At 60.2% G+C, this 19,414-nt stretch carries 17 protein-coding genes; all 17 read left to right on the forward strand.

What is annotated here, in order from left to right; all coding sequences use genetic code 11:
• The first annotated feature begins 30 nt into the window (after positions 1-30).
• The 17 genes from rplN to EII30_RS01245 all read left to right on the forward strand — a co-directional run bounded on the left by rplN (position 31) and on the right by EII30_RS01245 (position 19,379).
• A complete protein-coding gene (gene rplN / locus EII30_RS01165; RefSeq protein ID WP_124885507.1) occupies positions 31-399 on the forward strand; it encodes a 50S ribosomal protein L14 in 369 nt (122 codons plus the stop codon).
• A gap of 3 nt (positions 400-402) precedes the next feature.
• Complete coding sequence (gene rplX / locus EII30_RS01170) at positions 403-777, forward strand: 50S ribosomal protein L24 (protein WP_124885508.1); 375 nt, start codon at positions 403-405, stop codon at positions 775-777.
• Entirely contained in the window at positions 767-1,342 is a 576-nt protein-coding gene (gene rplE, locus EII30_RS01175) for a 50S ribosomal protein L5 (protein ID WP_124885509.1), read from the forward strand. Before rplX ends, rplE begins: the two co-directional genes overlap by 11 nt.
• A 164-nt stretch (positions 1,343-1,506) precedes the next feature.
• Positions 1,507-1,905: a 30S ribosomal protein S8 gene (rpsH, locus tag EII30_RS01180; RefSeq protein WP_124885510.1), complete on the forward strand. Its 399-nt coding sequence runs from the start codon at positions 1,507-1,509 to the stop codon at positions 1,903-1,905.
• 6 nt (positions 1,906-1,911) lie between these two features.
• A complete protein-coding gene (gene rplF, locus EII30_RS01185; RefSeq protein WP_124885511.1) occupies positions 1,912-2,448 on the forward strand; it encodes a 50S ribosomal protein L6 in 537 nt (178 codons plus the stop codon).
• Between the two features lie 2 nt (positions 2,449-2,450).
• Entirely contained in the window at positions 2,451-2,825 is a 375-nt protein-coding gene (gene rplR / locus EII30_RS01190; protein ID WP_124885512.1) for a 50S ribosomal protein L18, read from the forward strand.
• 23 nt (positions 2,826-2,848) lie between these two features.
• Positions 2,849-3,526, forward strand: a complete 678-nt coding sequence (gene rpsE, locus EII30_RS01195; RefSeq protein ID WP_370266811.1) for a 30S ribosomal protein S5 — start codon at positions 2,849-2,851, stop codon at positions 3,524-3,526.
• The gene (gene rpmD, locus EII30_RS01200) at positions 3,526-3,714 is read left to right on the forward strand and encodes a 50S ribosomal protein L30 (RefSeq protein WP_124885514.1); all 189 of its coding nucleotides are present in this window, start codon (positions 3,526-3,528) and stop codon (positions 3,712-3,714) included. The genes rpsE and rpmD overlap by 1 nt, the downstream gene beginning before the upstream one ends.
• The gene (gene rplO, locus EII30_RS01205; protein WP_124885515.1) at positions 3,711-4,154 is read left to right on the forward strand and encodes a 50S ribosomal protein L15; all 444 of its coding nucleotides are present in this window, start codon (positions 3,711-3,713) and stop codon (positions 4,152-4,154) included. The genes rpmD and rplO overlap by 4 nt, the downstream gene beginning before the upstream one ends.
• Positions 4,155-4,304: 150 nt before the next feature.
• Entirely contained in the window at positions 4,305-5,627 is a 1,323-nt protein-coding gene (secY, locus tag EII30_RS01210; protein WP_124885516.1) for a preprotein translocase subunit SecY, read from the forward strand.
• Complete coding sequence (locus EII30_RS01215; protein WP_124885517.1) at positions 5,627-6,220, forward strand: adenylate kinase; 594 nt, start codon at positions 5,627-5,629, stop codon at positions 6,218-6,220. The genes secY and EII30_RS01215 overlap by 1 nt, the downstream gene beginning before the upstream one ends.
• Positions 6,221-6,362: 142 nt before the next feature.
• On the forward strand, positions 6,363-7,199 hold the full coding sequence (map, locus tag EII30_RS01220; RefSeq protein ID WP_124885518.1) for a type I methionyl aminopeptidase: 837 nt from the start codon (positions 6,363-6,365) through the stop codon (positions 7,197-7,199).
• Between the two features lie 71 nt (positions 7,200-7,270).
• Positions 7,271-8,473 (forward strand): serine/threonine-protein kinase, encoded by a 1,203-nt coding sequence (locus EII30_RS01225; RefSeq protein ID WP_124885519.1) that lies wholly within the window; start codon positions 7,271-7,273, stop codon positions 8,471-8,473.
• Positions 8,470-14,514: an Ig-like domain-containing protein gene (locus tag EII30_RS01230; protein ID WP_124885520.1), complete on the forward strand. Its 6,045-nt coding sequence runs from the start codon at positions 8,470-8,472 to the stop codon at positions 14,512-14,514. Before EII30_RS01225 ends, EII30_RS01230 begins: the two co-directional genes overlap by 4 nt.
• Positions 14,515-14,607: 93 nt before the next feature.
• Positions 14,608-15,570, forward strand: a complete 963-nt coding sequence (locus EII30_RS01235; RefSeq protein WP_124885521.1) for a MoxR family ATPase — start codon at positions 14,608-14,610, stop codon at positions 15,568-15,570.
• Between the two features lie 6 nt (positions 15,571-15,576).
• Positions 15,577-16,908 (forward strand): DUF58 domain-containing protein, encoded by a 1,332-nt coding sequence (locus tag EII30_RS01240; protein ID WP_124885522.1) that lies wholly within the window; start codon positions 15,577-15,579, stop codon positions 16,906-16,908.
• Complete coding sequence (locus tag EII30_RS01245; RefSeq protein WP_124885523.1) at positions 16,908-19,379, forward strand: transglutaminase domain-containing protein; 2,472 nt, start codon at positions 16,908-16,910, stop codon at positions 19,377-19,379. Before EII30_RS01240 ends, EII30_RS01245 begins: the two co-directional genes overlap by 1 nt.
• Positions 19,380-19,414: the final 35 nt, after the last annotated feature.

The raw sequence follows: 19,414 nt of genomic DNA on the forward strand, positions 1-19,414 counted from the left end.
TTAGGGCTTGCTCAATAAAGGAGTAACAAAGTGATTCAACAGGAATCCCGACTTAGGGTTGCCGATAACACCGGCGCTAAAGAGTTGCTCACCATTCGCGTACTCGGGGGATCAAGCCGCCGCTACGCAGGTCTTGGCGACACCATCGTTGCAACTGTTAAAGATGCAATCCCAGGTGGCAACGTCAAGAAGGGTGAGGTTGTGAAAGCTGTTGTTGTACGTGCCAAGAAGGCGACTCGTCGCCCAGACGGCTCATACATCAGCTTTGATGAAAACGCCGCCGTTATCTTGAAGAATGACGGCGAGCCACGCGGAACTCGTATCTTCGGCCCGGTTGGCCGTGAGCTTCGTGACAAGAAGTTCATGAAGATCGTTTCGCTCGCACCGGAGGTGATCTAACCCATGGCAAGTAAGATTCGCAAGGGCGATCTGGTTGAGGTTATTACCGGCGCTTCTAAGGAGCGCGGCGGTGACCGTGGCAAGCAGGGTCGTGTTATCGAGGTTCTGACCGAGAGCAACCGTGTGGTTGTTGAGGGCATCAACCTCGTTACCAAGCACAACCGTGTTGGCCAGTCAGACCGCGGCAGCAAAGAGGGTGGCATCGAGACCGTTGAGGCCCCGATTCACGTCTCAAACGTTGCCGTTGTAGACCCAGAAACAAAGAAGCCAACCCGCGTTGGTTTCCGCGAAGAAGTGGTTGAGCGAAACGGCGTTAAGAAGACCGTTCGCGTCCGCTACGCAAAGAAATCTGGAAAGGACATCCCGAATGAGCACTGATACAGCTGCTGCAAAAGTCCAGCCTCGTCTGAAGCAGAAGTACCGCAGCGAAATCATCGCTCAGCTCACCGAAAAGTTCGGCTACGCTAACCCACACCAGGTTCCAGGCCTTGTAAAGGTTGTTGTGAACACCGGTGTTGGTGACGCAGCTCGTGACGGTAAGGTGATTGAGGGCGCTGTCGCTGACCTGACCAAGATCACCGGTCAGAAGCCTCAGATCAACCGTGCACGCAAGTCAATTGCGCAGTTCAAACTGCGTGAGGGCCAAGCAATTGGTGCTCACGTGACACTGCGCGGTGACCGTGCGTGGGAATTCCTTGATCGTCTCATCAACCTGGCACTGCCTCGTATCCGTGACTTCCGTGGACTCAGCCCAAAGCAGTTCGACGGAAACGGCAACTACACCTTCGGTTTGACCGAGCAGAGTGTGTTCCACGAGATCGATGTTGATAAGATTGATCGAGTGCGTGGTTTTGACATTACAGTTGTAACCACCGCAAAGACCGACGACGAGGGCCGTGAACTGCTTCGCGCATTCGGCTTCCCGTTCAAGGCTGACGCATAAATAAATATCCAACGTTGGGCTGGGGTCACACAAAAACTGTTTTGTGTGACGCCAGCGTCAGCGTGTTTACGGGGTTAAACCCGTAGATTCGCCCCAGCTCCAACGACACACCAAGGTCGCCGACCGTGCACGGTCAGGCGAAACCAGGCGAGAAAGAAGAAACTATGACGATGACAGATCCGGTCGCAGATATGCTGACCAGACTGCGCAACGCCAACTCGGCACACCACGAGTCAGTTTCTCTGCCAGGCTCAAAACTAAAAGAGGGCATCGCAGATATTCTGAAGCGTGAGGGTTACATTGCTGATTGGAAGGTAGCTGACGCTCGTGTTGGCACCGAGATCACTCTGACCCTGAAATACGGACCTAACCGTGAACGCTCAATTGAGGGCATCAAGCGTGTATCAAAGCCAGGTCTGCGCGTTTACGCACGCTCAACCGAACTGCCAAAGGTACTTGGCGGCCTCGGTATTGCTATCCTGTCCACTTCCTCTGGTCTTTTGACTGACCGTGAGGCCGAGCAGAAGGGCGTAGGCGGCGAAGTTCTCGCTTACGTTTGGTAATCCGTTATGTCACGTATTGGAAAGCTTCCTATTGCTGTGCCAGCTAGTGTGACCGTTACCGTCAACGGCCAGCAGGTAGCAGTAAAAGGTCCGAAGGGTGAGCTCGTACTCAACGTTGCATCACCTATCGCAGTATCACTTGAAGACGGTCAGGTGCTGGTAACTCGTCCAAACGACGAGCGTGACTCTCGTGCGCTGCACGGTCTCACCCGCACCCTGATCGCTAACAACATCATCGGCGTCACCGAGGGCTACTCAAAGTCACTCGAGGTTGTTGGCACCGGTTACCGTGTGCAGCAGAAGGGAACAGGCCTTGAGCTTGCTCTCGGATTCTCACACCCGGTTGCTTTCGAGGCGCCTGAGGGTGTTACCCTGCAGGTTGAGGGCAGCAACAAGATCACAGTCTCAGGCATTGACAAGCAGGCTGTTGGTGAGGTTGCCGCTAATATTCGCAAGCTGAAGAAGCCAGAGCCATACAAGGGCAAGGGTATTCGTTACGCTGGCGAGGTTGTACGCCGCAAGGCTGGAAAGGCTGGTAAGTAACCATGGCCGTAGCAAAAACCCGTGCAAAGGGTCGTTCGGCAGCTCGTATCCGCCGTCACGCACGCCTGCGCAAGCGTATCGTTGGCACTGCAGAGCGTCCACGTCTCTCAGTAACTCGTTCAAACCGTCACGTGTTTGTCCAGGTCATTGATGACACCAAGGGTCACACCCTGGTATCAGGATCCACCATGGAAGCGGATTTGCGCGCCTTTGAGGGCGACAAAACCGCTCAGGCTCGTAAGGTTGGCGAGCTCGTAGCTGAACGCGCAAAGAGCGCAGGCGTAACCGCGGTTGTGTTTGACCGTGGTGGCAGCAAGTACGCGGGTCGCGTCGCTGCCGTAGCCGAGGGTGCTCGTGAGGCAGGTCTGAGCCTGTGAGCAACGAAACGAAGGAGCAGGAAGTGTCTGCAGAGGTCAAAACTGCTGAGCAGGGTGAAACCCAGCAGCAGGAGAACCGCGGTGACTCACGCGAGTCACGCGGTGGTCGTGAGCGTGGTCAGCGTGGTCAGCGCGGTGGCAACCGTGAGCGCACCGAAAGTCAGTTCCTCGAGCGCGTAGTTACCATCAACCGTGTTTCTAAGGTTGTTAAGGGTGGACGTCGCTTCAGCTTTACAGCACTCGTTGTTGTTGGCGATGGTGACGGCACCGTTGGCGTAGGCTACGGTAAGGCTAAAGAGGTTCCACTTGCAATCTCAAAGGGCGTAGAAGAGGCTAAGAAGAACTTCTTCCGCGTTCCGCGCGTTGGCAAGACCATTCCTCACCCTGTGCAGGGTGAGGCAGCCGCTGGCGTAGTGCTGCTGCGTCCGGCATCAGCTGGTACCGGTGTTATCGCCGGTGGTCCTGTGCGTGCCGTGCTTGAGTGCGCAGGTATTCACGACGTACTCAGTAAATCACTGGGTTCATCAAACACTCTTAACATCGTGCACGCAACCGTTGCTGCGCTGCGCCAGCTAGAAGAGCCACGCTCTGTTGCTGCGCGTCGCGGCCTCGACTTTGATCAGGTAGCCCCTGCTCACATCGTGCGCGCTGAGGCAGAAGCGGCAGCAGCAGCTGCCGCTGCGAAGAAGGCAGGTGCCTAATGGCAAAGAGCCTAAAGATTACGCAAGTAAAGTCAAAAATCAGCGAAAAACAAAACCAGCGTGACACCCTGCGCAGTCTCGGTCTGAAGCGTATCGGCCAGACCGTTGTGCGTGAGGACAACAAGCAGAACCGTGGCTACGTGCACACAGTTCGTCACCTGGTTACTGTTGAGGAGGTGGACGCGTGAGCGATCAGATTCTGAAGGCACACCACCTGCGTCCAGCCCCGGGTGCTAAAAAAGCTAAGACCCGTGTTGGTCGTGGTGAAGCATCCAAGGGTAAAACCGCGGGCCGCGGTACCAAGGGTACCAAGGCACGCTACCAGGTAAAGGCCGGCTTCGAGGGTGGGCAGATGCCACTGCACATGCGCACCCCAAAGCTGCGTGGATTCAAGAATCCATTCCGCACCGAATACCAGGTGGTAAACGTCGCAAAGCTTACAGAGCTTTACCCGAACGGTGGCGAGGTTACAACAACTGACCTCGTTGCTAAGGGTGCAGTCCGCAAGAACCAGCCGGTTAAGGTGCTGGGCGATGGCGACCTTAAGGTGAAACTTGTTGTGTCTGTAGACAAAGTGTCTGCAAGCGCTAAAAGCAAGATCGAAGCAGCCGGCGGCGAGGTTAAATAGCCTCTAGCCTGGAAGCTACTTCGGGGGCTGTGCGCAGAGAGTGCGCACAGCCCCCATTTTTATGTTTTATTTTTTAGCCGAAACAGTGTAGGCTATATAGGTTGATTCGTGTTATCACACACTATTGAACCCCACCTCGGAGGCACAGATTTGTTTAGCGCACTTGGCCGTATCTTCCGGACACCAGACCTGAGACGGAAGATCCTATTCACGCTCGCTATTATGATGCTGTTCAGGCTAGGGTCTGTCACCCCGGCGCCGTATGTGAACTACAACAATGTCAGGGCCTGTCTGGTAGACAGCAGTGACGCATCAGGGCTCTACCAGATGATTAACCTGTTCTCGGGTGGCGCGCTGCTGCAGCTGTCGGTGTTTGCGCTGGGTATTATGCCCTACATCACCGCGTCGATTATCATCCAGCTGCTCCGGGTTGTGATTCCACACTTCGAGACTCTCCACAAAGAGGGCCAGGCTGGTCAGTCGAAGCTGACACAGTACACCCGCTACCTGACAATCGGTCTGGCGATCCTGCAGTCAACAACCCTGCTGGTTACCGCGCGATCCGGTCTGCTGTTCGGCTTTAGCGGATCCGCTGCCTGTGAAAACCTCGTGTCACCAGAGTGGTGGGCGATGGTGATTCAGATCATCACACTGACAGCCGGCACCGGCCTGGTGATGTGGTTCGGTGAGATGATCACCGAGCGTGGCGTTGGTAACGGTATGTCACTGCTGATCTTCACCTCTATCGCGGCAGGCTTCCCGAGCGCGTTGTGGGCGATCCAGCAGTCACAGGGCTGGGAGCTGTTCCTGTTCATCATCGGTGTTGGTCTGCTCGTGATCCTCGCGGTTGTTTTCGTTGAGCAGTCACAGCGTCGCATTCCGGTGCAGTACGCAAAGCGCGTGGTCGGTCGCCGCACCTACGGCGGTAGCAGTACCTACATCCCAATCAAGGTGAACATGGCCGGTGTTATCCCGGTAATCTTCGCCTCATCGATTCTGTTCCTGCCAATGTTGGTGACCCAGTTCAACCAGCCAGCCCCGGGAGAAGAGCCTAAAGAGTGGGTTGTGTGGATCCAGAACAACCTGATGCAGGGTGACCAGCCGCTCTACATGATCGTGTTCTTCCTGCTGGTTATCGCGTTCGCGTTCTTCTACGTCAACATCACCTTCAACCCTGAAGAGGTTGCTGACAACATGAAGAAGTACGGCGGCTTCATCCCGGGCATCCGCGCGGGTCGTCCAACCGCTGACTACCTCGCCTACGTGATCACCCGTATCACCAGCGCAGGCTCGCTCTACCTCGGTATTATCGCGCTGTTGCCGCTGATCGCGCTGTCACTGTTTGGTGCAAACCAGAACTTCCCGTTCGGCGGCGCCTCAATTCTGATTATCGTTGGCGTTGGTCTTGAGACCGTCAAGCAGATTGATGCGCAGCTGCAACAGCGTCACTACGAAGGGCTCCTGAAGAAATAATGACTGACAGAAAAGCAACACACCTTCTGATTGTTGGCCCCCCGGGCGCGGGCAAGGGCACCCAAGCTGGCAAGATCGCGGAACGCTACGGCATCCCGGCGATTTCAACCGGCGACATCTTCCGCGAGAACATCAAGAACGGCACCCCGCTCGGCGTGGAGGTGCAGCAGATTATTGAGCGCGGCGAGCTGGTTCCTGACGAGCTAACCAACAAGATTGTTGCTGAGCGGATCGCGCAGCCCGACGCCGCAGCAGGTTTCCTGCTTGATGGCTACCCACGCACGGTTGAGCAGGTTGCGGCGCTTGACGCTGAGCTCGCGAAGTCGGGGGAGGCGCTTGAGGCGGCTGTGCTGCTTGAGGCGGACACCGACGAGGTGGTTGCCCGGCTGCTGAAGCGAGCAGCTGAGCAGGGGCGCGCGGATGACACCGAGGACGTGATCCGCCACCGCCAAACCGTTTACGCGGAGCAGACCGCGCCGTTGATTGAGCTGTTTGAAAAGCGCGATATTCTGGTGCGCGTTGACGGCCTCGGTGAGGTTGACGCGATTGCGGAGCGCATCGGTAAGGCGCTCGACAGCAAACTCGGCAGCTAGGCCAGTCCCTGTAAACAGTCGAACCCTGCTTTTGGGGTTAGGCTGGTCGGCCGGGCGTGAGTGGCTCCGGCGCGGGGTTTTTACGGCCCCGACCCCCGATTTAACCGCTGTCGAGCAATCGACAACTATCTAGGTGCGAAAAATGCGTAAGCTTCACAGGTCAATCTATAAGTCACCGGCGCAGCTCAAGCTGATGCTGGAGCCGAACCGTATCACCGCGCTGGCGCTTGCGGAGGCGAAGAAAGCAGCCGTCGCCGGCACCAGCCTGCTGGAGCTTGACGCGATCGCCGAGCAGACCATTCGTGACATGGGAGCTGAACCAAACTTTATGCTCGAACCCGGATACCGGCACACCATTTGCGCAAACGTAAATGACGTGGTTGTGCACGGTGTGCCAACCGACTATGTGCTGCAGCCGGGCGACATTATCTCAATCGACTGTGGCGCAATCTACAAGGGCTGGAACGGCGACTCCGCTGTGACGGTGGTTGTGCCGGATCCAGACCGCCCAGAACTGCAGCAGCAGCGGGAGGCGCTGAGCTACCACACCGAACAGTCAATGTGGCACGGGATCGCGAGCCTTGCGCGGACACAGTACCTCAACCAGGTTGGCGCGGACATCGAAAAATACATTGTGGAAAACTCCAAATACAGCATTGTGCAGGAGTATATTGGACACGGTATTGGGCGTTCGATGCACGAGGATCCACCGGTTTATAACTACGCGGTGGCGCGTAAAGGGCCGGAGGTTAAACCCGGCCTGGTTGTCGCGATTGAACCGATTATTGCCGCCGGTCGCAACGACACAACGGTTGACGCGAGCGACGGCTGGACAGTGAGAATGGCTGACGGACAAGACAGCTGTCAGTGGGAGCACAGCGTTGCCGTGCACAAGGACGGAATCTGGGTGCTGACCGCCGCAGACGGCGGTGCTGCGGGGCTGAAGCCGTTCGGGATCACACCGACACCGATCGCCTAACACCCACCTGCCCGGCGCTGCTATTATTGCTAGGTAGTGTCTTTGTAAAAGCTGTTTGAAAGGCGGAATTTGTGGATAATAGCCTCAAATTGACGCAGCCGGGTGATGCCCCGCTGAGTGCTCCGCCGCTACCCGGATTCAGCAACCCCGTCTGTATCGGGAAGGGTGGCAACGCTGAGGTTTACCGCTATCAACAGCACAGTCCGCGCCGCGCGGTAGCGATTAAGTTTATTCGCACGAAGCTGCCAAAAACCAACCTGCAGCAGGCGTCCATTTTCGGCGTTGAGGCCGATATGATGGCGCAGCTCAGCGACCACCCCTCGGTAGTTAACCTTCACGGCTCGGGTGTTGCGCCCGACGGCAGACCATACCTGATTATGGAGTACTGTCAGCGCTCCTTCGGCGACATTGTGAAACAGCAGGCGCTGCCGGTCGCCCAGGTGCTCGACACCGGTGTGAAAATCGCGGCGGCGCTGCAGTCCGCACATGACATCGGGATCCTGCACCGCGATATTAAACCGAGCAACCTGCTTGAGGGCGCAACCGGTGCGCCACTGCTGACCGACTTTGGTATCGCGGATCTGCTGCGCGCCGACGGCGACAGTGGCGCCGCCATCACGATGTCGGTGCCGTGGGCCGCGCCCGAGGTGATTCAAAAGCGCACAACCGGCACCGTGCAGTCTGAGGTGTGGTCGCTTGGCGCTACCCTCTACACGCTCGTCACCGGCAAACAGCCGTTCCCGCGCCCAACCGATCGCACCATGCCGCGCAACAAGCGACTGCAGAAACAGCAGCGCCTGATTATCGCCGCGAAGTATCTGCGAATCGAGCTGGAGGGCGACTGTGAGGCACTAAACCGGGTGCTAGAGCGGTCGATGCGCAAAAACCCGGCTGAGCGGTATGCCAACATGCGGGAGTTCGCCGTTGCCCTGCAACAGGCGCAGCTCGCCTATGGTTTGCAGCCGACCGCGTTTGATCCGATCCGCGCCAACAACCAAAAGTTTAAGAAAGCACCGAGCCAGCTCGCTGACCCGCGAATGCAGATTAGCGGTTTCCAAAGCAGGCAGGCGCAGGCGGAAGCGGTGCAGCAGCTGGAGGAGCAGCACACGGGCGACCGCTGGCAGCAGCGCGAAGAAGCCCACGGGGAAACCTGCTCGGGTGACACGGCCGAGGGTGGATCCCATGCCTGGCGCACAGTTTTGATCAGCGGCGCGGTCACCGCGGCGGTGCTGATTGCCGGGTTCCTGATCGCGAGATGGGGTGGTCTCTTGTGAGAAACAACAAGCGACGCACGAACCTGTTCGCGGCAATCGGCGGAGCGCTGGTTGTTGCGCTGGTGACAACCATCGCGATTGTTGCGAACGGTTTTGAGATGCGGCAAACCCCGCTCGAGGCGGTCTCCATCTGGACCTGGCGCGACACAGGTGCCGGATCCCAGTACGCGCGCGTTAACACCGTCACCGGTGAAATCGACACGGTGCGCGACGTTGAATCGCCGAGCGGCATTGTGCAGTACGCCGACGATGTGGCGCTGCTCGCGAAGGGTGACCGTGAGGTCTGGCAGGTAAACACCGCAAACCCGCAAAACATCAGCGACGCAGCATCACAGGCGAGTGCCGCAGCAGCCGCGGCAGCAACATCGACCGATGCGGCGGGCACCGAGTCCGGTGACGCCGCTGCGGGGGAGCAGGGTGGATCCACCCAACCCGCCGCGAGGCAGGTTGCGCAGCAGCTCCCCGCCGGCACCAAGAACGTTTTTGTCTCGGGCAACTGGGCGCTTGTGATCACCGAGTCGAATGAGGCCTTCGTCGCCGACCTGTCGCGCGGTGAAATCGCCTCTGCCCTGGCGCTGGCGCAGAAGATCGACTTTACTGAGGTGGCAACCGAGTCATCAAACCCGGAGTCGCAGAGCACCGCAGCGGTCGGTGACGGCGAAGAGGCGGCGGACGCTGACTCGGCTCCGGGCGCAACCGTGACGATCACCGCGGGCGCAATCGACGAGCGCGGTCGCGGCGTTATCTATTCGGCTGCGAGCAACCAGGTGTTCCGGTTTGACGCAAAAACCATGAAGGTGCGCCAGGCCGCTGAAGAAACCCCGCGTGTGCAGGACGCAACCAGCAGTGCGCAGCTCGCGCTGGTCGACAACAACTGGGCGATCCTCACCGATAACGGGCAGTTCCTGCACCAGGGCAGCGACCGGGCTATCACGGTGAAAACCGGGGCGAACCCGCTGCTGACTGCGAGCACCGCGGCGGCTGTGCCGGTTGCGATTGCCGACAGTGACGGTCTGCTGCTGCTCGCCGACGGCGAGTTTAACCGCCAGATTGAGGCGGACGGTGTGCCGTCTCGGCCGCGCGTGGTTGGTGAGCGGATGTTCACCGCCTGGGCGGGCCCGAACGGTGGCACGCTCTGGAAAGCGGATGTTGGATCCGTCGCACAAACAACCACCTCGCACCCGCTGCAGTACCCGAACAGCATCGGCGATTTGGCGGATCCGCAGCTGCGCATTCTCTACAACGGCAATCGCGCAATCCTCAGCGAGGCCAGCACCGGTATGCTGTGGACGCTGCCGGAGGGCAACATGATCCCGATCGAGCAGTGGGATCTGTTTGACACCCCGCGCGACAACACGGGAACCGTTGTGGTCTCCGATGTCACCGAGGCGGAGCCGCCGGCTGCGGTCGCAGACGAGTTTGGTGTGCGCGCGAGCGACAGCACTCAGCTGCAGGTGCTGCTCAACGACCACGACCCGAACAAGCGCGATATTTTAACGATTGATCCGGCCAGCATTGGTGGCCTGCCAGAGGATTTCGGCCGGATCGAGCTGCTGCCTGACGGGCAGACGCTGATGTTCTACCCGCAGCCGTCCGCAACCGGATCCGCGAGTTTCGACTACCGGATAACCGACGGTGCACTGAGCAGCAACGTCGCCTCTGTGACGCTCACCGTCGCACCCGAGAACGTTAACACAGCGCCCGAGTGGTGCCCGGTTAACGGCTGCCAGCGAACTTGGCCGGTCGCCGAGATTACCCCGGGCGGCACAACGGTTATGTCACTGCTCGATGCCTGGGTGGATCCGCAGGGCGACCCGCTGGTGATCACCGCCGCAGCGGTTGCGGACCCTGACACCCCGGTGCGCGCGGTTGTTTCAGACGATGACCGGGTTGCTGTGCAGCACACCCAGCCGGGTGTTGAAGGCGACTACACGGTGAAACTGACCGTCACTGACGCGCGCGGCGAGTCAACCCAGCGTGACCTGCGCGTGCACGCGGTCGCTGACGCGCAGCTGCGGTTTGAGGACGCGGCCCGCACCGCGACGGTTAACAAAAAGAGCAGTTTTAGTCCGCTGTCGCGTGTGGTTGGTGGATCCGGCTCCTACAGCCTGGTCTCGGCAACCAGCACCGTCGAGTGGATGAAGGCGGAGGCGAAAAGCACCTCCGAAACAGTTGACGTGATCGCGGATCGCGCGGGCAGCGGCATGGTCACGGTCACCGTTAAAGACAATGTCACCGAGGCGGAGGTGACCGGTAATATCCGGGTCACCGCAACAGATTCTGAGGGTGCGCTAACGCTCGGTCCGCTGAGGGCTTTTGTGCGCAGCAGCCAGGACACAACCCTGGATATTTTGGCGACCCTGCCGGGTGCGAGCAACCGCACACTGACGCTCAGCAGCGCTGAGGCAACACCGGCCGCGGGCGCGCAGTTGTACACCGACATTGTTGAGTATTCGAAGCTTAGGATTTCCGGATCCGCCAGCAACGGCACCTTCGGCAGGCTCGGCACGGTCGCCGTCACCGTCACCGAGGGGGATCGCAGCGCGAGCGGTTTTGTCACCGTCTATCAGGTGCCGTCGGGCACGCCTTCGGCGGCGATCGCGGTCGCGGACGGAGCTAAGGTGCGCGCGGGCGCGGTTGTTGATATTCCGGTTTTGCGCAACGATATTGCCCCGCCGGGTGACCGGCTCGTTTTGAACCCGGAGATTGTGGCAACCGAGAGCGACGGCGAGCTTGCTTTCGCGTCTGGCAGCACCCTGCGCTATCTGGCGCCAAAGAAGCCGGGTATTTATATGCTGCGCTACACAACCTCGGGTGCGAGCTCGCCCGAGCACAGTGACAGCGCTGACGTTATCGTCAACGTTGTGTCACCGGAGGGTAACCAGAACCCGCAGCCGGTTGCGCAGGTTGTGCGCATGGCGCCGGGCGATAAAACCACGCTGAATATTCCGCTGTCCGGCATTGACCCGGACGGCGACCGGGTGCGCATTGTCGGCGTTAACTCGGCGAGCAACGGCGATGTCACCTCGGTGCTCACCCGCAACGGCATCAAACTTGAGGCGGCAACCAGCGCCAAACGCGGGGTTGTGACGCTGCAGTACACGGTGCGCGATAATCTCGGCGGCGAGGGTGTTGCAGAGCTTCGGGTTGTGATTGTGGATCGCACATCCGGCGCCCCAATCGTCTACAGCGACTATATTCGCGCGACGCTCGAGGCGAAGGAGCCGGTGACGGTGCGACCGCTGGAGAACGATATTGACCCGCGCGGCGGCGAGCTGGAGCTTTTGAGCGTGGAACCGCAGCTGCAGGGCGGGGAGGAGCATCCGCTCTACCAGTCGCTGAAATCGAAGCTCGATTTGAAACAGCGCAAGGACGGCACGGTGAAGATCGCGCCTATCGGCGATGCCGGTTCGGTTTCGTTCCGCTACACGGTGCGCTCAAAAGAGAGCAAGAGCACCAGTGACGGCCTGATTGTTGTGCAAACCTCAAACCGCGTGCAGACGCAGGCGCCGGTTGTTACCGACACGGTTTTGTCGGTTGCGGATCGCGCAGACCTCGAAACATCGGGCATCGACGTTGTCACCCACAATGTGCGCTGGGCTTCGGGGGATCCATCAACGCTGCAGCTGAGCATGTGGGGCTCAAGCGCTGAACGCTACACCACCAGCGGGCAGAAGATTAAGGGTAAATACCGAGCAAACGGTGACGTTGCGGTTTTTAAGCTGAGCGGTGTTGGCGCGCAGGGTGAGCCGATTGAGACCTACGGCCTGATGATTGTGCCGCCGCTTGATGAGCTGCGGGTGACGCTAGCGGCCGGCTTTAACGGCCTCACAGTGGACGAAAACAGCTCGGTTAGCGCGCCAATTGACAGGGTTTTTGCGGTCGGTAAAACCGACAAACTAGAGTTTGCCGAGACGAAACTGCAGACTGTGCGCAGCAACGCCAGCTGCGAAATCTCGGGTGAGCATATCCGCTACACGGCAGGCGCCGGAGAACCGTGGCAGGATCGCTGCCTAACCCGCGTCAGAATCGCCGGTCAGGAAAGCTACACGGCGATTGCGGTGCCGGTGACAGTGCACCCGGACGTGCCAAAGGCGAAGCTAAATAACCTGACGCGGACGCTCGCACCGGGCGGCGCCGAGGATATTAAACTCACCGACATGGTCAGCTGGGAGGGTAACCGTGAGGGCAGGCTCGCGGACCTGCGCTTCACAATTGGCCAGGGCGACAGCAGAATCTCTGTCACCCAGCAGGGGTCGGTAGCGAAGGTTTCGGTTGCCGCTGATGCGCAGCCGGGCTCGCAGCTAAACATTCCGGTGACGGTTAACGACGACGCAACCGGGCAGCTGATTATCCGCGTCGGTAACGCGCCAGAGAGTGCGCCGCGCGGCGGCACCGTCACCCTGAAGTGCACCGTTGATACGCCGTGCGCGGGCAAAGCGGTTGGCATCCCGGGTGAGTACGATCCGTTCGCGGGCAGCAGCGGCGCGGGGCTGGAACTGCAGAGCGTCAGCTCCGGCACCTGTGACACCTACGGTAGCTTCAGCGTCAGCGGCGACCGGGTTGTTTTCACCGCGAAACAGAACGGCGCAGGCGGTCAGTGCAGCGCCGGTTTCACCGTCGTTGACGCCCAGGATCGCACCGGTTCAGGCATCATCGAGCTGGATCTGCAGGGCCGGCCAAGCGCCCCAACCAGCATCTCACAGGTGGCTTACGGCCCAAGCAACGTGGTTATCGGTGTTGAGCTCGGCGGCGGCCGCTCCTACCCGGAGGTTAACCGGGTGCGGATCACCAGCGACCTCGGCGCGAGCGCCAACTGCACCGCTGTTACCGCGATCAGTTACCGCTGTGAGGTTGGCGGGCTCGAAAACGGTGTAAAGCACACCTTCAGCGCAATCGCCTCCAACAGTGTCGGCGATTCCGCCCGCTCACCAGAGTTGGTTGCGTGGGCGTATCGCGCACCAAACGCGCCAACGCTGTTCACCGCGAAACAGATCGAGCGTGCCGCCGACTCTGGCCGCGTTGAAGTGCAGATCGAGGGCGGCGATGACGTTGACAGCTACGAGCTGAACATCGGCGGCAGTGTTGTTCGGGTTTCGGGCCCGAACTACCGGGGTATCCACGATGTGCCGGTGGGTCTACAGCAGCTGACCGCAACACCGCACAGCCGGTTTACGGCTCCGCAGGCTGCGGGCGGATCCGCCAGTGACAACACAGCAACCGCCACCGTGCAGGTTAACGGCCGCATCACGGCGGTTAACGCAACCGGTGTTGAGCGCGATGCGGCTGGCACCTCCGCAACCGTTACTATGCAGGCGGTTGGCGGAGCCGGGCAAACCCTCCGTTACGGCGCGGCAGCCTCGGGTGACTGTGTGCCATCGTCAGCAACCCCGACGGTCACCGTCACAGGTCTCGACAAGTACCGTGACGCGCTGATCAGCGTCTGTGTTAGCGGTTCACTGCCGGACGGATCCGGTGACTCCGTCGCCGGTGAGGCGATTCTGTCGCCGCGTGCGCCGGTTGCTGCCCCGCAAAACATCAGCTTTAGGATCACCCCGGAGGAGGTCGCTGGCCGCGGCTTCACCCTGCAGGCGAGATACACAATCGTTGAGGGCGAGCACGGCTGCCCTGGCACGCTGCAGTACCGGGCCGGATCCGGCAACTGGGGCACCAAGGAGCAGGCGCAGCAGGTGATTAACGGCGGCGATATTCTGTCGCTCTCGGTGCGCTGCATGGTTAATGAGGACGCTATCTCGGATCAGATCGCGGTTGGCGCGGCACCCGACAGTGCGACCGTGATGTACACCCTGTTTATCCCGGAGGCGGTGCAGACAATCAGCAGCGTTGACGAGATCCACACCCAGTCGGGAGTGAACATTAAACCGGCTTCGGGTGTGTTCCGGTTCAGTGTCTACCGTGGCCGGCTCGCGGTGCAGGTGCACGGATCCGACAGGATTTTTGTGACGCACGTGGAGATTCGGGAACCGCGGCCGCAGACGCAAACTGATAATGATCAGCGGCAGTCAACAGGAACCGAGTAGCGGGCTTTGCGCAAATAACTATAAAATAGTCTGGCTATAAAATAGATAGGATGCGGCCAAGAGTCGCTTAAACCTCGGATCAGGACGTTATATATGAATGCACCCCGGCTAAGCCAAAACCAGGTTGACTGGTGCCGTAACCGCTTTGATGCGATTGTTAGTGAGATCTCTGGATCCCTGATTGGCAAGCGGCCCGTCATCGAGTATGTTGTGGCGACGGTTATTGCGGGCGGGCACGTGCTGCTGGAGGATGTGCCGGGAACGGGTAAAACCGCGCTCGCTCGCGACCTGGCGACGGTTATCGGCGGTGAACACACCCGTGTGCAGTTCACGCCAGACCTGCTGCCGAGCGACATCACGGGAACGCTCGTGTTCGACCAGCGCAATGGCAGCTTCCGATTCCACAAAGGGCCGGTTTTCACCAATATTTTGTTGGCGGACGAGATCAACCGCGCCAGCCCGAAAACCCAGTCTGCGCTGCTGCAGGTGATGGAGGAGCACGAGGTTACGGTTGACGGTGTCAACCACGAGATCGGTAAGATCTTCACCGTTATCGCAACCCAGAACCCGATTGAGCAGGCGGGAACCTACCGGCTACCGGAAGCGCAGCTTGACCGGTTTATGATTAAAACCTCAATCGGCCGGGTTGAACAGAACGTGCTCATCCAGATTATTGGCGGTGTTGCCGTCAGCGAGGTCAGCCCCGACCTGATCGACCTGCGCTCACTCGAGAGTATGCAGCGGGTGGTTTCTGAGGTGACCGTTTCGGAGCCGGTTGCAGGCTACATCTCCGCGCTGGTTGAGGCGAGCCACAACAGCGAGTTTGTGCGGCTGGGTGTGAGCGTGCGTGGCGCGCTCGCGCTAACTCAGCTGGCTCGCACCTGGGCGCTTGTGCACGGCCGTGACTTTGTTGTGCCGCAGGACGTCAGCGATATGCTGCCGCTTGTGTTCGGTCACCGCATTCTGCTGCAGGCCGAGGCGGAGTTCGACGGTTTGACGGTTGACCGGGTGATTGCCGAGATCCTCGCCGCTGTGCCTGTTCCGCAGGGAGCCTAAAACCCAGTGAACAACACCCAGACCGATACGCGCTCGCGCACCCGCACTAAACCCCGGTTGCAGTCCATTGCCAGCCGGAAACAGCTGCTGGGTGTTGCCAGGCTGCGCGCGGAACGGTCGTGGGGGCAGTTCAAAACGCAGCGGGTTATCACCGGTTTCGGCATCGCGGTTGTGGCGATGACGGCGCTGTCGCTGCTCGCGGCTGTTTTCGGGCGGATCGCGGAAGCCTGGGTGCTCAGCTGCGTCGGCCTCGCACTGATTATCTGTGCGCTGCCGTGGCTTGTGGGCAAGCGCAGTCTCGCGGTTGACCTGCAGCTGTCGCGGGACCGGGTGACGGTCGGCGACGAAGCAACCGTTTCGGTGCTGATTAAAAACACCGGTCTGGCGCCTGCGCTGCCCGCTGACGCGGAGATTCAGGTGGGTGCCGCGATCCAGTCGACGAAGCTGCCGATTCTGCTGCCGGGCGCGAAGCGACGGGTTGAGTACGCGATTGACACGGCAAAGCGGGGAGTCTACACGATCGGGCCGTTTGCGGTGGTGAGGCGGGATCCGCTAGAGATTTTTCGCCGGGAAACCAACTGGGAGGCGAGCTACGAGTGCTATGTTTGGCCGTATGTTGCGAGAATGCCCGAGCACACAGCCGGTCTGGTGCAGGACCTGGAGGGGCAGACATCACGCCGGATCGTCAGCAACGATATTGCGTTCCACGCGGTGCGCGAGTACGAGTACGGCGATGAGCAGCGGCATATCGACTGGAAGGCAACCGCGAAAACCGGTCGCCCGATGGTTCGCCAGTACGAGCAGACGGAGACGGCGCGAGCCGCGATTCTGTTGGATGTGATCCCGGAGAGTTACGGCGATGACAGCGCCTCCGAGTACCGTTTTGAGACGGCGGTTTCTGCCGCGGCGAGCTTCGCGATGCAGGCGGTTTTGGAGGGGCGTGAGCGCTGCGTTGCCAGCGGCTTCCCGCTGCCGGGTAAACCGCCGAAGCAGAACGGTCTGCAGGAGCTTGCCGCGCACACCCCGAAGCAGCTGCTCGATAATCTTTCACGGGTGCAGGAGTTTCGGGAGGCGCCGCGCCTGCCGGAGCTGGTTAGGGCGCTGCTTGACGGGCAGCCGAACCTCACCCGCGCGGTGATTGTTACCGGTGACAGGCTGCCGCTTGACCAGTTGAAGCAGACGGTTGCGCAGCTTAACACCGTCGCAGATGTCACGGTTGTGCGCACAACCGCGCTGAATGTGCCGTTGACAACCCGCTCTATCTGGGGTGCCCGCGTTTGCACGATTGCCGCGCCAGCCGACGTTGCCGGCCTGCTTTTGAAGCGAGGTGTTAACTAGTGCAGCAGAAACTGAAACAGCACGGTTTAGCACTGCTGTTTGTTTTCGCGATCGTCGCCACCGGATGCTATCTTGCCTGGCCGATCTACCAAACCTGGTACGCGATTGTTGTGGCGGCGGCTGCGGCGCTTTTGGGTGCTGCGATCCAGACGCTTTTCCTGCTGAAAAAACTGCCTGTGATGGTGCGGATCCTGGTGGTGCTGCTCGGTCTTTTGTTGCTTGTGCCGATCAGCATGCCGGCGCTCTGGCAGCACCTGCCGGAGAGCTTCACAACCGGGATGCTTGACGGTATTGCCGCGCTGGTGCTCGGCTGGAAACAGCTGCTGACGCTCAGCCTGCCGGTTGGCGAGTATCAGACCGTGCTCGTTCCGCTCGCCGTTGTTAGCTACCTGACCGCCTTCCTTGTCTGCCTGCTGGCGACCACAAAACGCCCTTACACGGCGGCGTTCCCGGCGCTGCTGCCGCTGCTTTTCGCAACCTTCTTCGGGCAGGTTTTCGCCTCCCCGTCGGTTGGCTACAGCGTGTTTATTCTGCCCGCGCCATACGAGTTTATTGGCTGGCTGATCACCGCAACGCTGCTGGCGCTGTGGGTGCGTTTAACAGCGGATCGTGAGCGGCGACTGCGGCTTCGCCGTGGTGCAAAGCTGGCGCAGCGTGGATCCACCAGCGACGCCGCTGAGAACACCGCCGCCGAACAGACCGTGAAACCGGTTGAGAAAAAGCGCGGTGGGGCAATTGGCGGCATCCTGTTCATGGTTGTTTCGGCGATTCTCGTGACCGCGCTCGCAGCCCCCTACGCGAACGGTTTTGACCGTCGCAGCCCGCGCCAGGCGATAACCCCGGAGGTGCTCGATCAGCTGCAGCTGAATCTGCTGTCTGCCTACCGCAGCAGTAAAACCGACACGGGTCTAAAGACTGAACTGTTTAGGGTTGAGAGCAACGATAAACTGCCGGAGCGGATGCGGCTCGCGGTGCTCAACGAGTACACGGGAACTGATTTTCGGATTTCGGCGGACACAAACTTTGGGCGCTTCCCGAGCGGGGTTGGTGCCTTCGACAGCACCCAGGTGACGGTGACCATGGGATCCGCCTACAGCGGTGTTTGGGCGCCAATTTCGCCGCCGCTCGGCAGCACCCCGAGCTTTGACGGGCCGAACGCGACCGCGCTGAGTAAGAGTTTCTACAGCGACGGTGAACTGGGTGCGGCGCTCGCAATCGGTGACGGTGCCGGGTTAACGCGCGGTGACTCGTACACGATCCGCATGTCGCACCGCACCGACACCGAGAAGGAGCTGGTGGCGGATCCGCGCAATGCGAAGCGTCTCGACGATAAAGAGTATCCTGAGCTGATCAGCTGGATTGCTGACCAGGAGCAGCCCGCGAACGGCGCTGGCTACACGGAGCTGCTGCAGCGTTTGCGCGCCCGCGGCTATCTCAGCCACGCGCTGCAAAACACGGACGGCAGCGATGACTGGCTGAACCTGAACGGCACTGAGCTGCAGTTCTATTCGAGCCCGGCGGGACACTCGGCGGCGCGTGTTGAGAAACTATTTGAGCAGCTTAACGATCAGGCGTCGAGCCTGCCTGAGAACGCACCGGCCGCGCAGTATGTGGCTGCGATCGGTGACGATGAACAGTTTGCAACCGCTGCGGCGCTGATCGCGCAGGCGCTCGGTTATGACGCCAGGGTTGTTATCGGCACCCGGTTGAGCGGCGCTGACACCGCGGTTCCGAGCTGTGACAACGGTGTTTGCACGGGCGCGAACCTTGCCGCCTGGGTTGAGGTGAGCGGCGTTGACGGTAAGTGGGTGAGCTTCGATGTCACCCCGCAGACCGATAACCCGCCGATGGAGCTGAGCCTCGGCCAGCAGTTCCCGGAGTTCCCGACGGTTCCGGAGGAGCGCAACGCCGACCAGGTTGAACCGCCGCTCGGCAACACCGATGAGCAGGAGAACAACGAGGAGGCCGCCGCCGACACCTTCGTGGATGTGGCGCTGCCGTATCTGAGGGCCGCCTCGCTCGCGCTGCTCGGGATTCTGCTGCTGCTTTTGCCGCTGCTGTTTATTCCGACGATTAAGCGTCTGACGCGCCGCAAACGCAAGCGTGAGGAGGTGCCGTCGTACGCGGCTATCGCTGCCTGGGATGAGCTGCGGGATCGCGCAATCGACGCCGGAGTGATCGCCGACGACAACACCACCCGGCCAACACAGGCGGCAGCGATCGGCACCCCGACCGCCGTCTATTTGGCCGCGGTTGCAGACTGGGCCGCGTTTGCAAAACAGCGGGTGACAAAGCAAAACGCCGAGGTTGCGTGGCAGATCGCGGAGAAAGAGCTGAGCGAGCGTGACCGGGAGATCGGGCGCTGGCAGCGACTCAAAGAGGCCTACAGTCTTCGCCGCTTCAAACAGCTGAAAACCCTGAAAACAGGTGTGAAAGCCGCTTTTCAAAAGCAAAGGGGCAAGCGCGGTTAGCCGTTTAGGCTGTAGAGTTATAGGAACAGGTTTTA

Source organism: Leucobacter sp. OH1287 (assembly GCF_003859945.1).
GTDB lineage: Bacteria > Actinomycetota > Actinomycetes > Actinomycetales > Microbacteriaceae > Canibacter.

Coding starts and splice junctions, on each gene's coding strand:
- rplX (WP_124885508.1), top strand. CDS start 403: ATGGCAAGTAAGATTCGCAAGGGCGATCTGGTTGAGGTTATTACCGGC.
- rplE (WP_124885509.1), top strand. CDS start 767: ATGAGCACTGATACAGCTGCTGCAAAAGTCCAGCCTCGTCTGAAGCAG.
- rpsH (WP_124885510.1), top strand. CDS start 1,507: ATGACGATGACAGATCCGGTCGCAGATATGCTGACCAGACTGCGCAAC.
- rplF (WP_124885511.1), top strand. CDS start 1,912: ATGTCACGTATTGGAAAGCTTCCTATTGCTGTGCCAGCTAGTGTGACC.
- rplR (WP_124885512.1), top strand. CDS start 2,451: ATGGCCGTAGCAAAAACCCGTGCAAAGGGTCGTTCGGCAGCTCGTATC.
- rpmD (WP_124885514.1), top strand. CDS start 3,526: ATGGCAAAGAGCCTAAAGATTACGCAAGTAAAGTCAAAAATCAGCGAA.
- EII30_RS01215 (WP_124885517.1), top strand. CDS start 5,627: ATGACTGACAGAAAAGCAACACACCTTCTGATTGTTGGCCCCCCGGGC.
- map (WP_124885518.1), top strand. CDS start 6,363: ATGCGTAAGCTTCACAGGTCAATCTATAAGTCACCGGCGCAGCTCAAG.
- EII30_RS01235 (WP_124885521.1), top strand. CDS start 14,608: ATGAATGCACCCCGGCTAAGCCAAAACCAGGTTGACTGGTGCCGTAAC.